The 16,297-nt window shown below is 65.3% G+C and carries 19 protein-coding genes and 2 pseudogenes; 12 read left to right on the plus strand and 9 right to left on the minus strand.

Annotated features, from left to right (window positions below):
- Window positions 1-364 precede the first annotated feature (364 nt).
- Entirely contained in the window at window positions 365-1,441 is a 1,077-nt protein-coding gene (locus ACZ4WQ_RS26065; protein WP_398375862.1) for a hypothetical protein, read from the plus strand.
- A gap of 545 nt (window positions 1,442-1,986) precedes the next feature.
- Here ACZ4WQ_RS26065 and ACZ4WQ_RS26070 read toward each other — a convergent pair.
- Window positions 1,987-2,568 (minus strand): hypothetical protein, encoded by a 582-nt coding sequence (locus tag ACZ4WQ_RS26070; protein ID WP_398375860.1) that lies wholly within the window; start codon window positions 2,566-2,568, stop codon window positions 1,987-1,989.
- Entirely contained in the window at window positions 2,561-2,893 is a 333-nt protein-coding gene (locus ACZ4WQ_RS26075; protein ID WP_398375858.1) for a hypothetical protein, read from the minus strand. Before ACZ4WQ_RS26075 ends, ACZ4WQ_RS26070 begins: the two co-directional genes overlap by 8 nt.
- A 109-nt stretch (window positions 2,894-3,002) precedes the next feature.
- Between ACZ4WQ_RS26075 and ACZ4WQ_RS26080 the strand changes: the two genes are divergently transcribed.
- Complete coding sequence (locus ACZ4WQ_RS26080; RefSeq protein ID WP_468022458.1) at window positions 3,003-3,515, plus strand: transposase; 513 nt, start codon at window positions 3,003-3,005, stop codon at window positions 3,513-3,515.
- Between the two features lie 872 nt (window positions 3,516-4,387).
- Here the strand turns inward: ACZ4WQ_RS26080 and ACZ4WQ_RS26085 are convergent.
- Together ACZ4WQ_RS26085 and ACZ4WQ_RS26090 are read right to left on the minus strand one after the other, a co-directional pair.
- Window positions 4,388-4,798 (minus strand): PIN domain-containing protein, encoded by a 411-nt coding sequence (locus ACZ4WQ_RS26085; RefSeq protein ID WP_385347345.1) that lies wholly within the window; start codon window positions 4,796-4,798, stop codon window positions 4,388-4,390.
- Window positions 4,795-5,016, minus strand: a complete 222-nt coding sequence (locus tag ACZ4WQ_RS26090; RefSeq protein WP_311728473.1) for a type II toxin-antitoxin system VapB family antitoxin — start codon at window positions 5,014-5,016, stop codon at window positions 4,795-4,797. Before ACZ4WQ_RS26090 ends, ACZ4WQ_RS26085 begins: the two co-directional genes overlap by 4 nt.
- A 416-nt stretch (window positions 5,017-5,432) precedes the next feature.
- On the opposite strand from ACZ4WQ_RS26090, the gene ACZ4WQ_RS26095 reads away from it, so the two are divergent.
- Both ACZ4WQ_RS26095 and ACZ4WQ_RS26100 read left to right on the plus strand, forming a co-directional pair.
- Complete coding sequence (locus tag ACZ4WQ_RS26095; RefSeq protein WP_385347343.1) at window positions 5,433-5,780, plus strand: transcriptional regulator; 348 nt, start codon at window positions 5,433-5,435, stop codon at window positions 5,778-5,780.
- Window positions 5,777-6,446 (plus strand): annotated as a pseudogene (locus ACZ4WQ_RS26100) (nucleotidyl transferase AbiEii/AbiGii toxin family protein). The gene ACZ4WQ_RS26095 and the pseudogene ACZ4WQ_RS26100 overlap by 4 nt, the downstream one beginning before the upstream one ends.
- A 102-nt stretch (window positions 6,447-6,548) precedes the next feature.
- Here the strand turns inward: ACZ4WQ_RS26100 and ACZ4WQ_RS26105 are convergent.
- The 5 genes and pseudogenes from ACZ4WQ_RS26105 to ACZ4WQ_RS26125 all read right to left on the minus strand — a co-directional run bounded on the left by ACZ4WQ_RS26105 (window position 6,549) and on the right by ACZ4WQ_RS26125 (window position 9,383).
- Window positions 6,549-7,154 (minus strand): hypothetical protein, encoded by a 606-nt coding sequence (locus ACZ4WQ_RS26105; protein WP_398375853.1) that lies wholly within the window; start codon window positions 7,152-7,154, stop codon window positions 6,549-6,551.
- Window positions 7,151-7,726, minus strand: a complete 576-nt coding sequence (locus ACZ4WQ_RS26110; RefSeq protein WP_385347393.1) for an RNA polymerase sigma factor — start codon at window positions 7,724-7,726, stop codon at window positions 7,151-7,153. Before ACZ4WQ_RS26110 ends, ACZ4WQ_RS26105 begins: the two co-directional genes overlap by 4 nt.
- A 64-nt stretch (window positions 7,727-7,790) precedes the next feature.
- Window positions 7,791-7,946, minus strand: a complete 156-nt coding sequence (locus ACZ4WQ_RS26115) for a hypothetical protein (protein WP_385347339.1) — start codon at window positions 7,944-7,946, stop codon at window positions 7,791-7,793.
- A 170-nt stretch (window positions 7,947-8,116) separates the two neighbouring features.
- Window positions 8,117-8,884 carry a Scr1 family TA system antitoxin-like transcriptional regulator gene (locus ACZ4WQ_RS26120; protein WP_398375851.1) on the minus strand — a complete coding sequence of 256 codons (768 nt, stop codon included), beginning with the start codon at window positions 8,882-8,884 and terminating at the stop codon, window positions 8,117-8,119.
- A gap of 7 nt (window positions 8,885-8,891) precedes the next feature.
- A pseudogene (locus ACZ4WQ_RS26125) lies at window positions 8,892-9,383 on the minus strand (DUF6879 family protein).
- Between the two features lie 388 nt (window positions 9,384-9,771).
- On the opposite strand from ACZ4WQ_RS26125, the gene ACZ4WQ_RS26130 reads away from it, so the two are divergent.
- The 8 genes from ACZ4WQ_RS26130 to ACZ4WQ_RS26165 all read left to right on the plus strand — a co-directional run bounded on the left by ACZ4WQ_RS26130 (window position 9,772) and on the right by ACZ4WQ_RS26165 (window position 15,505).
- Entirely contained in the window at window positions 9,772-10,320 is a 549-nt protein-coding gene (locus ACZ4WQ_RS26130; protein WP_398375850.1) for a DUF5994 family protein, read from the plus strand.
- Between the two features lie 312 nt (window positions 10,321-10,632).
- A complete protein-coding gene (locus tag ACZ4WQ_RS26135) occupies window positions 10,633-10,893 on the plus strand; it encodes a hypothetical protein (protein WP_385347333.1) in 261 nt (86 codons plus the stop codon).
- A 98-nt stretch (window positions 10,894-10,991) separates the two neighbouring features.
- Window positions 10,992-11,267: a hypothetical protein gene (locus ACZ4WQ_RS26140; RefSeq protein ID WP_014178208.1), complete on the plus strand. Its 276-nt coding sequence runs from the start codon at window positions 10,992-10,994 to the stop codon at window positions 11,265-11,267.
- Between the two features lie 529 nt (window positions 11,268-11,796).
- Complete coding sequence (locus ACZ4WQ_RS26145) at window positions 11,797-13,035, plus strand: PP2C family protein-serine/threonine phosphatase (protein ID WP_398375847.1); 1,239 nt, start codon at window positions 11,797-11,799, stop codon at window positions 13,033-13,035.
- 620 nt (window positions 13,036-13,655) lie between these two features.
- On the plus strand, window positions 13,656-14,009 hold the full coding sequence (locus tag ACZ4WQ_RS26150; protein WP_398375846.1) for a DUF6247 family protein: 354 nt from the start codon (window positions 13,656-13,658) through the stop codon (window positions 14,007-14,009).
- Window positions 14,006-14,269, plus strand: a complete 264-nt coding sequence (locus ACZ4WQ_RS26155; RefSeq protein WP_398375844.1) for a hypothetical protein — start codon at window positions 14,006-14,008, stop codon at window positions 14,267-14,269. Before ACZ4WQ_RS26150 ends, ACZ4WQ_RS26155 begins: the two co-directional genes overlap by 4 nt.
- Before the next feature lie 550 nt (window positions 14,270-14,819).
- On the plus strand, window positions 14,820-15,221 hold the full coding sequence (locus ACZ4WQ_RS26160) for a DUF6247 family protein (RefSeq protein ID WP_385347349.1): 402 nt from the start codon (window positions 14,820-14,822) through the stop codon (window positions 15,219-15,221).
- Complete coding sequence (locus ACZ4WQ_RS26165) at window positions 15,218-15,505, plus strand: hypothetical protein (protein ID WP_398375842.1); 288 nt, start codon at window positions 15,218-15,220, stop codon at window positions 15,503-15,505. The genes ACZ4WQ_RS26160 and ACZ4WQ_RS26165 overlap by 4 nt, the downstream gene beginning before the upstream one ends.
- The last annotated feature ends 792 nt before the right edge of the window (window positions 15,506-16,297 follow it).

Below are 16,297 nucleotides of genomic sequence, written 5' to 3' on the forward strand. Positions count from 1 at the left end.
TGACTTTAGCGCCTTAGTGCGCGCGCTGGGAACGCCTTCCAAGCTCATTGTGAGCTCCACACCGGAATTAGCGGAAGAGGTCGAAAAAGAAGCCCGGGAACGCGTCGGTCCAAAGCGCGGTGCTTCCAGCCTCTATCGGAAGCCAGTGTACGCAATCCCGTCCAAGTTATTTACCGGGATCGAATCAAGCCCGGCGGAAGTACTGCGCGAATTAGGGTTGGCCACTACATTCATTACTGCTTCACCTTTCGCCGACATAGCGCGCCACTGGGCACACGTACGCTACTGCGCCACTCTTGTGAGCAATCAAAAGCAGATCTTGTCCCTAACTCAGGCAGGCTCCGACATAGTCCACCATCACAAGGTGGCACAGTCGGAACAACTCGGGGTTGGCTTGGCTCTTGTAGTGGCGAAAAGAATCCTTGAGCGAAAACACCCCGGATGGCTGTTTTCGGGCGTTGACGTGGACGTCGCCCTCGCAGCTGGCTTTATTGAAGGAGTAGGCTTAGTCAGACAGAAGAACAAAGCAACAATGCGCCCAGATTATTTCCTAGTCGGCCGTCGCGCCGGAGGCGGAAATTCAGGGTGCAAGGTGTACGTCTTGGAGTGCAAAGGCACGCACGGTAATTCCTACCATTCTAGGAAGCAGTTGGCCACAGCTTCTCTTCAAGTAGGTTCCGTTGAGGTAGCGGCTCGAACCCTGCCAAGCCTAATCGTAGCATCTCGCCTGTCCACATCAGGCGTCTCCATTGACGTACTCGATCCGCCTGGAAATGACGACCTATGGGAGGGAGAACCTGCAGAACTCGATGCGTTACTGTCCGAGGACCCTGGCCCTCAGCAGTGGACGTCAGGAAAGCCCACCTTCGAACAGTTCCATGCACGGCAGCGAGAACTTCTCGGAGTTGGAGAATTCGAGCCTAGTGATGCCGAATTGGCGACCGCGCACACCGCGTACGAGGCAAGCCTGGAGGAACTTCCCACTATTTTCCAGGTGCCCGAGAGTGGGAAAGAGTGGCTATTCCGAATTCTAGCGAGAAGCGCAGCCCACTCTGTTCTGCGGTTCGCGGGCGACAATACTTCTGCATCGCAATTCACCTCCCCACGAGCCGAAGATTACCAGCGCTTACCCTTAGACGATCCGGCCCCGGACTGGCAGAGTTTCACTGTAGGATCCGAGTTTAGAATCGATTCACACCCGTTCGTTGGCCTCAAGTATTCCATGCCACTCCCCAATGGGGCCTCACTTGAAATTTTCAGAGGCGTCGAAAAGGGGATGTACGAAAATCTTCGTGAGGGCAGAATGAGTGCCTACCTGCGAAGGGCTCACCGACTTCGCGATGCATGGGCGACCGTCGCCACAGGTACGGTTGCAAGCGGACCCCACCAAGCCGTCTCGGTCGGAAGTGACGGAACCGGCCTGCGGATCCGCGTGGTGTAACGGAGTAGGCGTCCTTGAGCCGTCGGGCCGCTACTGACATCAACGGCTGACATCAACGAGACCGGACGCCAGCGAATCCAGACGACCCAGGAGAACAGGTCAGACGCCGTACCAGCCGACCCCTAAGCCCGCCGGACCGAACTCCTAAAGCGGTTGTCGCCGACATCGGATCCAGCCTGGGGAGGAAGATCTCTGCCGCCGACAGAGCGCGTCGTCATGAATCTCGGCAACAACGGAGCGGTCAGCTCCCACAGCTCGTCCGGCACAAGCCGACGCGACAGATCAGCCCCCACGATCCAACATCATGCCGTATCAGCGAACGCCCACGTGAGACATCCTCTTATGTATGAACGACGGTCCGAAGTACTCATGGCCCCTCCCAGTAGTCAGGTCTGAAGCGCACCATCCCATACGGCACTGACAACCGCTGCCTACCGCTTCACCCACCCATAGATCGCGAGCGCGGCGAGATCGAGCAGGGCCGGTTCGGGGGCGCGACGCCATCTCGATGTACCGGCCGGCCCGTCGTCAGGTCTGCGATGGCGTCACCAGACGCCAAATTCAGCATGTCGCAGCATGTCTAGGGCGTCTGTTACTGATTTCCTGAGTACCACATTGCTATACCCCAATAGAATCTTGTCCCCCGCCATCAATTCCACTAGATCCCCGGTTGTAGGCGCATCTTCTTCATGTTCCGAAGAATACATGTACGCCAAGATCGCCTCCATTGCGGTTGCTCGCTGAATCGTCGGGTCACCAGCGATAAATTCTCTTATACTCCTGATCCAGGTGAGTAGGATCGAGAGGACATCATCTAGCGGGGAGTCGCGTGTCTGAACGCCGAGCGCCTTGGCCTTCAGTAGTAGGCGCAGCAGTGAATCGCACCGCGACTCGAATTCTTTAGGGTATTCGACTTTCTTTGACCAGTCGGCGAGATGCAGAAACGGCACCTCTCTCACGGTGCGACAGAAGTCGTCCAGTAGGGTATTCCCCTCTGCGTATATATCAAGGACCAGCTCATGGCGGACTCTATCCAGCCCGCCCGTCGCCCCGAAAACAATATGCTCAGCGTTGTACTGGTTTCCTGTGACGCTTTGTCGGCTCTGATTGAAACTTGCTTCAGCCACTCAAGCCCCCGGCAATCTGGCCGACGGTTGCTGCCAGTGTCGCCAACCCAACAGAATCTGCGAGCCAAGCACGTGCACGCTCAAGGCGCCGCCTTGCGGTAGCGGTGTCGCCTGTCTCCAGGTCTTGACGGGCCGCAATTAGCTCGTCTCGCCCTAGTTGGTCAAGCTGGGAGTCCTCTGCGCACGCGACATCGATGACCTCGTCCAGCTGTTCACGAGCTGCTTCCAGAGTGATGCCTTCTGTCCTGTACTGGACCTGATTGATGGTCTCGGCGTTGTTCTGGCCGCCGTAAACGGTCTGGTTCTGCTGGTTGAAGGTCGCCATGGGCCGAGACTATTGCCAGTCCCCGTTGCGTGTTGGCTGTCTCTCGCATCTCTGCACATACAAGGAGCCGTTTCCAACCTGACGGGTGGTTGGACGGGCGACCCCGGCGGTGGGGCCGTCGTTCAAGTCCCGTCCGCAAGGCGGCGGGACTGCTCCGCGAGACGAGCGGGCTGTGCTCACGGCGGTGGTGTACGTCCTGACCAGCGGGTGTTCCTGGCGGCATCTGCCGGAGACGTTCGGCGTCTCGCCCGCCACCGCGCACCACCGGTTCATTGTGTGGACGAGAGCAGGGCTGTGGCGGCGGCTGCACCGGGCGGTCCTGGACGAACTCGGCGCCCGGGGCGAGCTGGACTGGACCTCCGCGATCGTCGACGCGGCGTCGGTGCGGGCGAAAAGGGGGCTCGCTGACCGGGCCGAATCCGGTCTATCGCGGCAAGAAGGGCAGCAAACTGCACGTGCTGTCCGAGGCCCAGGGCATCCCGCTGGCCGTCGCCGTGTCCGCAGCGAACACCTACGACAGCCTCGCCCTCAAGCCACTGATCTGCGGGATACCCGCCATCCGCTCCCGCCGCGGACCACGCCGACGCCGCCCCGGCAAGCTTCGCGCCGACACCAGCCATGACGCTCGGACGTGTCCATACCGCCGTGTCCTCCGCATCCAGGGCGTGACCCCCCGGCGTGCCCGTTGTGTGCCCGATGGGGCGGTGAACCAGGGTCAATCACGGGCGAAGATGAGCCCCGCGTGGCAGGCCAGATGGCCCGTTCCAGCAGGTCAGAACAGGTTTGGCGCCGCGCCAGGCCCTGTGATTCCCAAGCTCAGAGCGCGGGTTCGATTCCCGTCACCCGCTCCACGACGAAGGCCCAGGTCAACGACCCGGGCCTTGTTTGTTGTCTAGACCTCGCCAAGCGTCTCGTGCCCGTTGCGTTCCCGTGCCGCTGGAGCCGACTCACGTCTCTGTACACGGATGCCCGGGGCCGACGCGTTCTCCGGCCACGGTGTACTCGGCATCCCCGAAGTCCGCGGCCACACGAAGCCGACCGCCCAGCGCCTCGACACCCGGGACGTGGAGACTCCCAGGGGCGCGGCAACTTGGCGCTGAGTCAGCGCCTGCTCACGCCGGACCTCTGCGAGCTTGTGAGCGCGTACCTCTGCGGTTCAGCCGGTCCATCGCTGCCTGCTTTTCCTGCGCCGATCGCACCGGCAGCCCGGCAGCCTCGCGCCGCTCGCGTGCCTTGCGCCTGGTCTCCTCCCAACTGACCGTGCTCACTTGCACTCCCTGATTTTGAGATCGGCTAGAGCCGGCCACATCCCGTCAGGTAAGGGGTGACCCCGAAGCTCATCCCGGCACTCTGCTGCGCGGCGCTTCTCGCCGACGGTACGGCTACGCGCCAACACTTCCTCACCGCCGCCGACGGTGCTCGCCCGCCGGTCTGCTCAGTGGTCGCGACCTGCCTGCGGCCTGTCGTCAACAACAAGTCCACGGTAAGCCCACGTCATACCGTTCCCAGGATGCTGTGCTCGTCGAAATCCGATGCGTGCCGTGCGACAACGCGGTAGTCAGCATCGTCATGCAGGACGACCAAACCATGGTGAGCTGCCGTAGCGGCGATCATCAGGTCCACCGGTGAGGCGCTGCGGTGTTCCCCGGCCTGGGCCATGCGATGCTGTACCGCGCCGATCCAGCGCCCCGCGTTCTTTGGCACCGACACGTCAGGGTAGAGGTCGGTGAACATCTCCGTGATCTCGTTGTACTCCCGCATGTTCCGGGCGCTGTACAAGAACTCCGCACGCTGGGGATAACAGGACGCAATGGTCCCGGCATCGATCGCGTCGTACCAGGCCGACTGCAGTTTTGGCTCACGGAGCAGCCGGACGAGACCCGACGTATCGAGGAGATACATCATCGACTGTGCTTCTCCGCCTCATGCAGCGCCTCTGCATCGTCGACGGCACCCCACTCACGCGCCCGCTCGAAGTGCCGAGTGATACGGGCCGCCCGTTCCTGTTGCTCGGCGTAGAAGTGGAGTGCGAGGTTGACGGCTTCTTTCTTTGTTCTCACCTTGGAAAGCTCCATAGCCCGCTGCAGAGCGTCATCATCGATATCGATTTGCGTCACGGACATGCCGCACCTCCCGCGATGTTGGTGATGTACATTGCATTGTACGCGACCAACATGGACCCTGCCACGTAGCCGCTGGGCGCCCATTCCGCGGCAGTCATCGACCAACCCGTGCGGGAACCACCCCAGAGCTCAGCCGGAGCATGACCGTGCCAGATGCGTGCCAGAACGCTCGGGGAACCACGGACAACAGCGGCCATGACAAAGCTCGCGGAGCAACCGGCCGAGGAGGCGTTCGTGCAGGTCAGGCACACATCCTGATCGTTTTGGCCGGTGATTCCCAAGCTCAGAGCGCGGGTTCGATTCCCGTCACCCGCTCCACGACGAAGGCCCAGGTCAGCGACCCGGGCCTTGTTTGTTGACCAAGCCCTTCTCTCCAGCAGGCCCCCAGCGGCTTTGCCCTGCGGAATAATCGAGACATGGCATCAACGCCCAGCGCCTCCGAGGCCCACCGCGGCAAGTTCACTCGGCGGCTCCCCGCCGAGCTCTCGGCGCTCGCAGGCCCGGCCCATGGCATCGTCGGCCTCCCGCTGCACATGGCATGGTCGGGGCTAACTCACTTCGATCTTGACCAGCCCCGGCTGAGGATGAGCTTCTACCGGATCGCCTTGGCCGAGGGGATGCACGACGATCTGGTGCAGTACCTCAACCAGGACCTGCTGGTCAGCATGTGGCCCGTCCTCCGCACTTTGATCAGTCGCGACATCCGCGACGCCTGGGAGAGCACCTTTCCCGAGCTGGCTCACCATGCCCAGGCCGTCGCGTGAACCTCACAGACCTGCACCGTCGACTGCTCTCAGATGTGCTTGCCGTGGGAGGTGCCTACCCGCTCGTCCTCACCGGCGGCTACGCGGTGCAAGCGCATGGGTTGGTCGACCGGCTCAGCCAGGATCTGGACGTCGCTACAGAGAATCCGGAACGGATGGACAAACATCGCTCGGACGGTACGCGCGGGACTGGAAGAACGCGGTTGGCACGTCCGGGCGTTGGAAACCGATCCACTGTCCGCGCGGCTGATCGTCACTGATGTCGGCAGCGGCGAAGAGTGTGAGGTCGACATCCTCAAAGAAGCACTCTGGCGCCCGCCTGTGAAGACAGAACACGGTCTGGTGCTCTCCCTCGAAGACGTGGTCGGTACCAAGGTGCGCGCATTGGCCGACCGCGGGCTCGCCCGCGACCTGATTGATGTCCGAGCTGCGGCGGACCGTTGGAGTAATACTGAACTGGAGACACTCGGCCGACGCCATGCCCGCGACACCTTCGACCTCGACGACCTCCAGGCCCGGCTCACCGGCATCGACTGGATCGACGACGCCGAGTTCGCCGCGTACGGCCTCGACGAAGCAGCCACCGCCGAACTGCGCAGATGGGCACAGTCGTGGGCCGACGACATCACGGAGCGGCTCCACGAGCTGGAAGTCGATGACGAGTAGCGCGGCAGGTGGGGTAGATCAGCTCTCGATCCGACTTCCCGAACCGGCCCGAGCCCACCGCGACCGTCGGTGGGCTCGGATCGTCCGTGCAGCTGCTTTCCGTTACTTCCCGAATACCTGGCGGAACTCGTCGACGGTCTCATCCGAGGCCCCGTTCGCGCCACACACCGGGACGACGCCGTTCTCGGCAGCCACGATGTAGCGCTCACCCTTCGAGAACGTCAGCGCCTCCGGCCGGCTCGCGTCGCTGTCGAGCACGACCGTCGCCGTGTCGCCGCCCTTCAACCAGTAGTCGACGCGGAAGGTGACCGTGGAGCCCTTGATGGAGGTGACCGTTCCCACGAAGAGGGTCGGGTACCCGCGCAGGGTGTCGGGACTGGGTGTCACACACTTCTGGCTGCCGAAGCCGCTGTGGGTGGTGAGTGTCAATGGGCCGGCCGAGTCCGAGTGCCCGTTGTCGTTGTTCGCCATGACTCCTCCGGCGATGCCGCCGCCGAGCAGAAGCAGACCGGCAGCTGCCGCGAGTCCGAAGAGCTGACGGCGGCTCCGTCGCGCAGCGGTCTTCGCGGGGGCCGTATTGCCGGTCTGGAGCGCGGTGTCGGTGGTCAAGATGTCCTCCACAAGTCGGTCGATGTCGGGCAGCGGAGCATGCGGGGTCAGCGCCGGGTCCGCGGACTTCAGCCGGGCCAGCAACTCGTCGTCATTCACTGACCGCTCCTTCCTTCATCCCTCTTGTGTCCGGATGGTTCGTCATGCTTTCGCCCCAACTGATCGGCGAGTTTCTTTTTCGCCCGGTGTAGCCGGATGCTCACCGCGTTGGGCGTCAGCCCGGTCGCCTCCGCGATCTGCCGGGGTGCCAGCTCCTCCCACGCCCACAGCCGCACCACCTCGCGGTCCAGCGCCCCGAGGGCGGCGAGCGCGGCGTGCAGACCGCTGTGGTCGGCGACCCCAGCCAGCTGCTGTTCCTGCGTCCGGATCAACCGCTCCACCAGCCGGAGTCGGCGCCCGTCGGCACGGCGGGCATTCGCCAAGCAGCCCCGCGCCACCCCGTAGCACCACGGCAGCACGTCATCGGGGTCGGGCAGGGAACCTGGCGCCGGCCCCAGGCCGGGGGCGTCGTCAATACGGCGCCACAGCACCAGCATCGCCTCCGCCAGGATGTCGTCGACCATGTCGGCGCTCGTCCGTCGCAACAGATACCGGTGCAACGGTTCCACCACCACGTGCGCCAATCTTTCGAAGCGCGCCTGCCGCCTCTGGCGCGACTCCTCTTCCGTCATGGATTCCACAACCCGTCCTGTCCGGCACCGGCCGGATCCTTTCAGGCGAGGGCGTACGGACGCGTCAGGAGTTCAGGGCGTCGTCCATGGTCTGCTGCCAGCCCGCCACTGGGTAGCCGCCGTGCAGGCCGAGGCATACGCGGGCCTTGGCGACCTCCGAGCCTGCGAGCGGGCCCTCGACACCGCCGAAGAGGTCCTTGGCCTGGCCTCCCCCGGCCACAACAGCGGCTGGGGATGAGGGTCTCCGTGAGGGCCCGGCCTGTTGGCGCATCGATCTCCCAGGCCGCGAAGCGTTCTTGCTGCTCGTCTCGCAGGCCGGCACTCTGATCGGCCGCGGTGATGAGCCGACCGGTTGCCTCCTTGGACAGTGACCAGTGGGTGGCGTTGGCCTCAGCAGGGTTCATTCGGGCATTGTGCACGGGCGCTGGCGGACTGGCGCCCGTGCACAAGAGCCATTCTCAGACGCACCTGAGGTAGAGAACGCTGCTCTGGGCATTGCCGGAGTCGTGGCTTGAGCCGTACACGATGGTGCCGGTCGTGGGCGGCGGCGGCCGCAGCTAGCCGCATCACAGCCAGCAGGCGGTCGAGCTGCCCCTTCATCACCTCCGGGCCGCCAAGGTTGCTGTAGAGAGCCTGTTCGCCGAGCAACACGTTGAAGATCCGACTCCCCTGATACAGGTACTGCTGTCGTTCAAGCCGCTTGGCCGTGGCGGCTTCCGCGTCGTCGGGGATCTCGTAGTAGTCGACAACCTGTCTGAAGGTCTCTGCGGCGTAGTCGGCTGTCTGGAGCGTCCCCCACACGACTGTGGGATGCCAGATACGGAAGACCTTGGTCTTGGCGTAGACCTGAAGGCCCTGGCTCTGTCGCTTCTCCGCGCCTGTCTGGAGTAGTCGGCGCCATTCCTGCCAGAGTTCGTCGATGTGGCGCACGGTCGCGATTAGGTCATCAATGTGGTCTTGCCGCCCTGTCGCCGTACACCAGAGTCTGATGTCGTCCTCGCTGGCGTTCTGCTTTCCGTTTTCGAGTCGTGAGACCTTCGATTCCTGCCAGCCGAGCGCGCGGGCGAGCGCCCGGCCGCTCGCGAATCCCGCATCCTTGCGGAAACCGCGGAGCCGGGCGCCCAGCGCTTGTCGTGCTTCTTGTGCCTGGTTGCTCACTGATGGGTCAGGGCTTGTACTCGGCGTGGGGGATGGCGGCGGACCAGAGAAGGTCACGCACGCGGATGCAGTCGGCCACGATGTCCAGATCTTCGATGATTTCCGACCCCAGCACTCGGCCCTCCGGGTCGAAGTGGCCGACGGCAAGAAGGCGATCGTCGTACAACCACCAGTCGTTGCCGTCGACCGGGAAGGTCACTTCCTGCGGCAACTGGTGCCGAGGAAGCCATCGGATGTCCTCGGCGGCTTCCAGGTTGAGGTGGGTCAATGAGTGCTCCCAGCCGACGTACTGGGAGTGAGGCTCCGTGACGACACGCACGCGCCTGACGGTCTTTCCCTCACCCGTGACACGCTTCATGAGGGTCATCCAGGGGTTGAGCCATGCCTAGTCATCGGGCTCGCCCCTCTGCCACCGTGCATAGGGCGTGTCTTCGATGGGAGACCCGTAGTCGTCCCTCAGCTCCAGGTGGAAGGCGTCGCGCTCGAAGCTGTTGAACAGCTCGTCACGCTGGGCTGATCAGGTCCACTGTTCTCCTCCAGTAGGGCCGTGATCGAGGACTTGGGGACCTCGATGCAGGTCTCATAGTCAGGCATCCGCATCTGGCTCAGAGCCTGCGTCGGACATGGTCTGTTCACCCTCTGCGAGGTTCGGTGGGCCGCCGGTTTCACCGTACTCCGAGCGCACGCCCAGGCTCACCCACGCCCTGCGGACACAGACCCGGGTTCCTGAAGAAGTCGCTGATCACACGGGGGCTCAGCGGCCCAACGCCCGGAGTACAGTGAAAACACCGGGAGCACTTCGTACACCGGCTTACACGCGCGGGTGTCGTTCTCGGCGAGCAACAACACCGGGACGTTGAAGATGCGCCCGGGGACAGGTCCGCGCCATGACCGTGACCATCGACCGTACGACCAACCATGAGCGCGCGCCCTCGCCACCGGCCCGCCTGTCCCTGACTCCGGTGAGCCCGGTTCCAGGTCTTCTGGACGGTGCGTGGTGGCCTCGCTCCCGGGATCTCCTCCGTGAGCTGCCCGCCCTGACGGACGTGCTGGACGCACGCTGGGGCCGTATCACTCGCGTGTCCGTGAACCCGGCCCATTGGCCCGTGATCCCGCGCGAGGTGCCTGTGACCGGGCACACGGTGCACGTGGGCTGGTTCACTGACGAGCAGGACCCGCACAAGTTGATTCTGCTCTCCTACACCGCAGGCCGCTGGGACCTTCTGGTGATCCCGCCGGAGACGAGTGCGGCCGCCGCCGCCCGGCTGATGGCCGCCGCAGCCACCCCGGGCAGCCTCCTCACCGCCAGCGGTCTGATGGCGAACGAAACCGCCACCCGTGACGCCCGGGAGACCCGCACCCGGGAGGAGGAGTGGGAGACCGATGGCGGGCCCGCCCCTATGGCGGCCGGCAGCCGAACCCGACCGGACTCCTGAGTTCCGCCGAAGGGAGGTGAGGACGTGGAGACCGTCTTCAGCGGGTCCGTGATCACTGCCATGACCGTCAGAGGAGTGCGGCCGATCCATCTGCTCAATGACCGGCACAACGAGCGGATGGCAGCATTCCACTACACGGAGCCGGAAGAGCCGACAGCCGGCAAGCCCGCCGGATCACCCGTCGTCACCGCCTCACCTCGAACACCGCGACGGGGCCGCGCAAGATGCATGACCTTTTCCTGGCCTGGGCCGGTGGGTGCGAAGCGTGGCCCCACGCCCACCGCCAGGTCCTCCTGATGAAACGAGGTCACCATGCAGCCACCCGAATCACCCTCGCCAGGGCGCGCCGAGGTGCGTATCGTCTCCGCGTCCCCCGAGGCCGCCCGTCAGGTCGCCGAGGTACTCCGTCGTTGCTTCGCCGGCGCCGAGCAGCGCAGCTACCCTGCCGGCGCCGACGGCGGAACCCGGCTCCATCTCACCGTGGACACCAGGCACACGGCAGGGCCGGCGCGGTCCTGGCTGCTAGCAAGTCAGTCCTCCGGACAAGACCGCACGCAGACGGATGAAGTCTGAAGCGATGCCCCTCAACGGGTGCGGGCAGGGCACCGCCGCCCCGTGTCCATGCACTCCTCGCACTCCTCGTCGGTGCCCTGCACGTGTGGACGGCAACCATGGCAACACTGCGCGAGCGGAAGAACTACCGCGAAGCGATCATGAAGGCTCTGTACGAGGCCGTGGAAGGCAATCGCCTCCTCGGCATCACCGGGGCGAAGCTGCGCGACGAGCTCCAGGTCCCTGAGCAGGATCTGGCGGCCGCCTGCGCATACCTGGCGGGCGAGGGGCTCATCACAGTCGACTGGGCACGAGGAAATACACCCGCGATGGCCACACTGACGCACCAGGGGATCCGGCTGATGGAGGGCGAAGAGGAGGAGGAACGTGGCTGACGGGGGCGGGGGGCCTTCCGCCCAGGCGCCGCATTACCCAAAAAGTCTGCGATGCCGGAAAAACACCCCAGGCATAACATGGTGAGTGGGCCGGTGCACTCTCACGTGCAACCGTCCCGAAAGGGCGGCCCCGGTGTGTTTACGCCGGGGCCGTTGTGTCGCCGCCGGCGCGACGGCAGGGAGCAGGGCAATATCCACGAGGTGATCCTCGCTCTGCCTGCGCCTCGACGGTGCGAGCACCTCTACAGGCCAAGGAACAGGACACGGTGCCGATGGCTGTGCAGCTCACGGCGATCTTCAGAGTGCGTCGCTGGGCTGATGCGGTAACCACGGCAAGGCGCCTCCGGCGGGGCGCGCGCATTGCTCTTCGGCCGCCTCAGGCACCGGTCGCGCTACGGCGACCTGGCGGCAGGTGTCGCAGACCCTCATGTGCGCGATGCTGGGGGTGGAGGAGGCAGCAGGACCGAAATGCGGCGAACAGCGCTGAGGCTCGCCTCTGTGTGAGGCGCTGCGGCGAAACGAGGTCGCTATGACGGAAGGTGAACGGGACTTCCGTAAAGTCACCGTGGATCGGTCAGAGGGATTCGGTGAGCGGCTGCTGGGTGTGCTGCTGGACCGGGCTCACGAGATGCCGCCCCAGCTGATCGCCCCGCTGGTCGCGGAGGAAGTGGGCAGGATCGGCGGGCGGGACGTCTCGATCCTCCTTCAGGACTACGACCAGCTGATGCTGGCTCCCCTGCCGGGCATGAGACTCGTGGTCGGGGAGCCCGAGCGGATCGACGATTCTCAGGCCGGCAGGGCTTTTCTCAGCGCGGCGATGGTGGAACAGCCGCAGGCCGATGGCGTACGGATGTTCCTGCCGCTCCTGGACGGCAGCGACGTGGTGGGGGTGCTGGCCGTCACCCTGAGCACCGTCGATGACGACGACCGGCGGTTGCTGCGGCGCCTGGCCGGCCTGGTCGCCGACATGTTGGTCACCAAGAACAGCTATACCGATCAGTTCTTCCAGGCCCGGCGCCGTGAGCCGATGAGCCTGGCCGCGGAGATCCAATGGTCGCTGCTGCCCCCGCTGACCATGGTCACCCCGCAGGTCGCGGTGGCCGGAATCCTCGAGCCCGCCTACGACGTCGCGGGTGACAGTTTCGACTACGCCCTGAACGACAACATCCTGCACGTGGCCATCATCGATGCCATGGGTCACGGGCTGGACGCCGCCGTGCTGGCCACCGTCGCCATCGGCGCCTACCGGCACGCCAGACGCACCGACGTCGGCCTCGCCGACCTGTACATGTTCATGGACACGGCCATCGACAAGCAGTTCGGGCCCGACCACTTCGTCACGGCGCAGATGCTGCGCCTCGATATCGGAACCGGCCACCTGCAATGGGTCAACGCCGGGCACCCGGCACCCCTGCTGATCCGTGACCACCACGTCGTCCAGGCGCTGGAGAGCCCGGGCACCCTGCCCGTCGGCTTCGGCGGCGCCATCCCGCAGATCAGCGACCAGGCGCTGTCCCGCGGCGACCGGATCCTCTTCTTCACTGACGGTCTCATTGAGGAGCACCGCACCGGCGAAGAGCAGTTCGGCGAGGAGCGACTGCTCGACTTCGTGGACCGCGCGGGGTGCGTGGGCGAAGGCGTACAGGAAATGGTACGCGGCCTGTCCCACACCCTGATGCGAGAACGCGGCGGGGTCACCACCGACGACGCGACGCTCCTCCTGATCGAGTGGTGCGGCGGCACCGCCGACCATCTCGTCACGGTGTAAGCATGACCAGCAGGTTCCCCCCTGGCTCCGCGGGCGGGGCGTGGTGGCCCGACGCCACGCCCCCACAGGGGCTCATCGCGGCCTCGCCCCACCCCACCGCACCCGCCCCGACGCTGCTTCGGCCCCCAGCGTTGGTCTCAGCGGCTACCGGAGCGTTCGCCCCTGGGCACCCAGGCGCGGAGACAGCCACGGCAGCTGGACGCGGCGCTCGGGTTTGCCTCTGCAAGGCCGGCCTCGGGCCGGGTGGGCTTGCAGGCGATGCATCCCGCTGAACCGACGGAAACGAAGAACCTTCTGCGCATCCGCTGGCCTCGTGCCCTATCCATGCCCTTAGCAGCAGTCAGCAGCGGTCAAAAACGGCGCAACCAAGCCCCGCGCACACGCCCTTTTGGCCACGTTTTCCCTGGTCAGCCGCACCACAGCCCCGGAGAGTGTCATTGATTCCCAAGCTCAGAGCGCGGGTTCGATCCAGGCGCAACGCGGTCACACTTGGGCCAAAGCGATCGAGACGCGTCGGGTGTTGTGTGGCGGACGAGGCGCGGGCGTAGGCTCAACCCAGCGACCGCAACAACGGCCAGGCTCATGATGATCACGCAGACCGCCGCCCAGGAGACGTTTCGATGACCGAACAGCCTTCTGCCCCCGACGGGCCCCTGATCCCCATGCCAGCGCTCACTCCAGCAGCACTCCGCGCAGCGGTCGCCCAGATCGCCCCCGCCCAGCTGCCGTCTTTCGTCGAGCACCTCGACCGCGCGGTCGAACAAGCCGCCGCCCAGAGCACCATCGCTCCGCTGCGCACCTTCTTGCAGTGGTGGGGCGAGTTCGTCGCCATTCAGCGCTACCCGGCCCGCGCCGCACGCCTTCGCGAGCTGGAGGCCGTAGCGCAAGAAGCCACCGACCGCGAGACCCTTCGCTCCGCACTCTCCGAGATCCACCAGATCACAGACCTGGCCCACCACGAGATCTCCGCGTGAGCGATACCTGGACCTGGGACTACGACCCCGATGCTGAGCATGTCGTAGGCGGCCTGCCTCACGAAGTCGTGGCCGAGGTAGAGCGTTTGGCTGAGCAGCTGACGGTCCTGGGCCGCGACGCAGTCGATGTCGGCCGCGGAAATGCGCACGGCGGAGGTCTGCGGACACAGGACATCTTCGGAGGACGTGGCTTCTTCATGTTCATGGCGCTGGAACGCCTCGAGCTGGTTGTGATCACTCGCGTCACATGGCTCGGCTGATCAGTCGCTACGGCACAAGCCTGCATGCGATCGGCCTTTGGCTGCCGCAAGGCGAGCCAGGGCAGGTGCGGCGCAGCCCGGCCGGGAAAGCGTCCGCCGCACCAGATGCGCACCAGATACGGCGGTCAACAGCGGTCAATTACGGGTGCCTGGTGGGCCTACCGAACAGCCGACGGCACCAGATTACGCAGGTCAGCGACGTGCTTAGGGCTGATCACCCAGTGATTCCCAAGCTCAGAGCGCGGGTTCGATTCCCGTCACCCGCTCCACGACGAAGGCCCAGGTCAGCGACCCGGGCCTTGCTTGTTGTCTAGACCTCTCTGTAGCCCCCGTGCCCGTTGCGTGCCAGATCAGGCGCTAGGCATGCCGACCGGTCGCCTTGCCGGGCCGACTCCTCCCCCTCTCAGCCAAGACGGCTTGCCGCCGTTAAAGTGGCGGCGGTCAGCAGCCCGCCGAGTGAGCTGAAGCGGACCATCTCCATGCGCACGAGAGGGACGAACACGTACCGTAGGGCGCACAGCGGACCTGCCGATCCTCACTGGAGACCGCGATGACCACGCAGCCCGAACATCCGATGCACGACATCGCCGACAGTGATCCGGAAGCTCACCGCATCGCCCAGCCGGCCAGCACGCCTGAGGAACTGCGCGCTGCTCTTGCGCTGATCGCCCCGGACGCACTGCCGACATTTGATGCCGAGCGCGCCGCGGCACTCCGGCAGTCCCGAGAGCAGGTGAGCGCGGCACCCATGCGTCGCTTCGTCGGGCAGTGGGCCGTCTACGTGGCCGTCGAGCGCCACCCGGCCCGAGCCGCCCGCCTGCGGGCGCTGGAAGCCCGTGCGGCCGAGACCGACGATATCCACGAGGCTCGCGAACTTGCGGCGGAGATCGGTCGCATCCTTGACACAGCATGCGCTGAAGCCGGCATCGACCAGGAGCAGGGAGCAGCGTGAGCGACCGGGACCAATGGCGTTGGGAGTATGACCCGGACGCCGAGATCGTGTCGGGCCTGCCCCCGCAGGTGGTCGCCGAGGTTGAGCGCCTCGCGGGAGAGATGGTTGCACTGGCCGACGTCGGCGTTGACGTCACGGATCTCGGTCAAGGACCGCGACGGGGTGTGCCAGGCGGAGTGCGGCGCATCCCCCTGCTCGTCGACGGCTGGTTCTACGCGCTGCCCCTCCCCCGTCTGCGCCTCATCGCGATCACGCGAGTGATCCCCCCATTCTCCGATCTTTAGCGGGTGAACAGATCTCGCTTCGAGGGACTGGACCCCAGCGCGGACTGATCGGCAGTGCGCCAGGTTCCGCACCAGAAGCGCACCAGATGGAGCGGTAAACAGCGGTCAATGCCGGGTACTGCGGCAGGCGTGGCCGCTTGCCCACAGCGCCCATTCGCGCTGGTCAACGGCATAATCCGTGCTGACGGCCCCGTGATTCCCAAGCTCAGAGCGCGGGTTGGATTCCCGTCACCCGCTCCACACACGGCAGAGCCCCAGGCCATCGGCCCGGGGCTCTGCCGTTGCTCGGGGCCGCTGGCCCCTCTGGCGACTCGCGACAACGCACCAGAACCCACCCCAACGCGATCACGCTTGGGCCAGAGCGATCGAGACGCGTCGGGCGTTGTGTGGCGAACGAGGCGCGGGCGTAGGCCCAGCCCAGCGTCCGTACCAACGGCCAGGCTCACGATGACCACGTAGACCACCCGCCAGGAGACGTTCCGATGACCGAGCAGCCCCCTGCCCCCGACGGGCCCCTGAGCCCCATGCCGGCGCTCCCTCCGGCAGCACTCCGGGCAGCGGTTGCCCAGATCGCCCCCGCCCAGTTGCGTTCCTTCGTCGAGCACCTCGACCGCGCAGTTGAACAAGCCGCCGCTCAGAGCACTATCGCTCCGTTGCGTACTTTCCTGCTGTGGTGGGGAGACGGAGTACGCCGCGCGGCCATCACGCGGTGATGACCGTGTGATGCCGATCTTCTCGCCCCGCAACGACGCCGCATGGCACCGTCTCGCATCCGACGCGGAAGTCCTGATA

The organism is Streptomyces sp. NPDC028305 (genome assembly GCF_055569495.1).

Excerpts from the sequence above, each read along its gene's own strand:
- ACZ4WQ_RS26110 (WP_385347393.1), bottom strand. The coding sequence starts at position 7,726 with ATGACGGAAGAGGAGTCGCGCCAGAGGCGGCAGGCGCGCTTCGAAAGA.
- ACZ4WQ_RS26145 (WP_398375847.1), top strand. The coding sequence starts at position 11,797 with ATGACGGAAGGTGAACGGGACTTCCGTAAAGTCACCGTGGATCGGTCA.
- ACZ4WQ_RS26090 (WP_311728473.1), bottom strand. The coding sequence starts at position 5,016 with ATGTCCGTGACGCAAATCGATATCGATGATGACGCTCTGCAGCGGGCT.
- ACZ4WQ_RS26160 (WP_385347349.1), top strand. The coding sequence starts at position 14,820 with ATGACCACGCAGCCCGAACATCCGATGCACGACATCGCCGACAGTGAT.
- ACZ4WQ_RS26150 (WP_398375846.1), top strand. The coding sequence starts at position 13,656 with ATGACCGAACAGCCTTCTGCCCCCGACGGGCCCCTGATCCCCATGCCA.
- ACZ4WQ_RS26140 (WP_014178208.1), top strand. The coding sequence starts at position 10,992 with ATGGCAACACTGCGCGAGCGGAAGAACTACCGCGAAGCGATCATGAAG.
- ACZ4WQ_RS26085 (WP_385347345.1), bottom strand. The coding sequence starts at position 4,798 with ATGATGTATCTCCTCGATACGTCGGGTCTCGTCCGGCTGCTCCGTGAG.
- ACZ4WQ_RS26135 (WP_385347333.1), top strand. The coding sequence starts at position 10,633 with ATGCAGCCACCCGAATCACCCTCGCCAGGGCGCGCCGAGGTGCGTATC.
- ACZ4WQ_RS26095 (WP_385347343.1), top strand. The coding sequence starts at position 5,433 with ATGGCATCAACGCCCAGCGCCTCCGAGGCCCACCGCGGCAAGTTCACT.
- ACZ4WQ_RS26075 (WP_398375858.1), bottom strand. The coding sequence starts at position 2,893 with ATGGCGACCTTCAACCAGCAGAACCAGACCGTTTACGGCGGCCAGAAC.
- ACZ4WQ_RS26130 (WP_398375850.1), top strand. The coding sequence starts at position 9,772 with ATGACCGTGACCATCGACCGTACGACCAACCATGAGCGCGCGCCCTCG.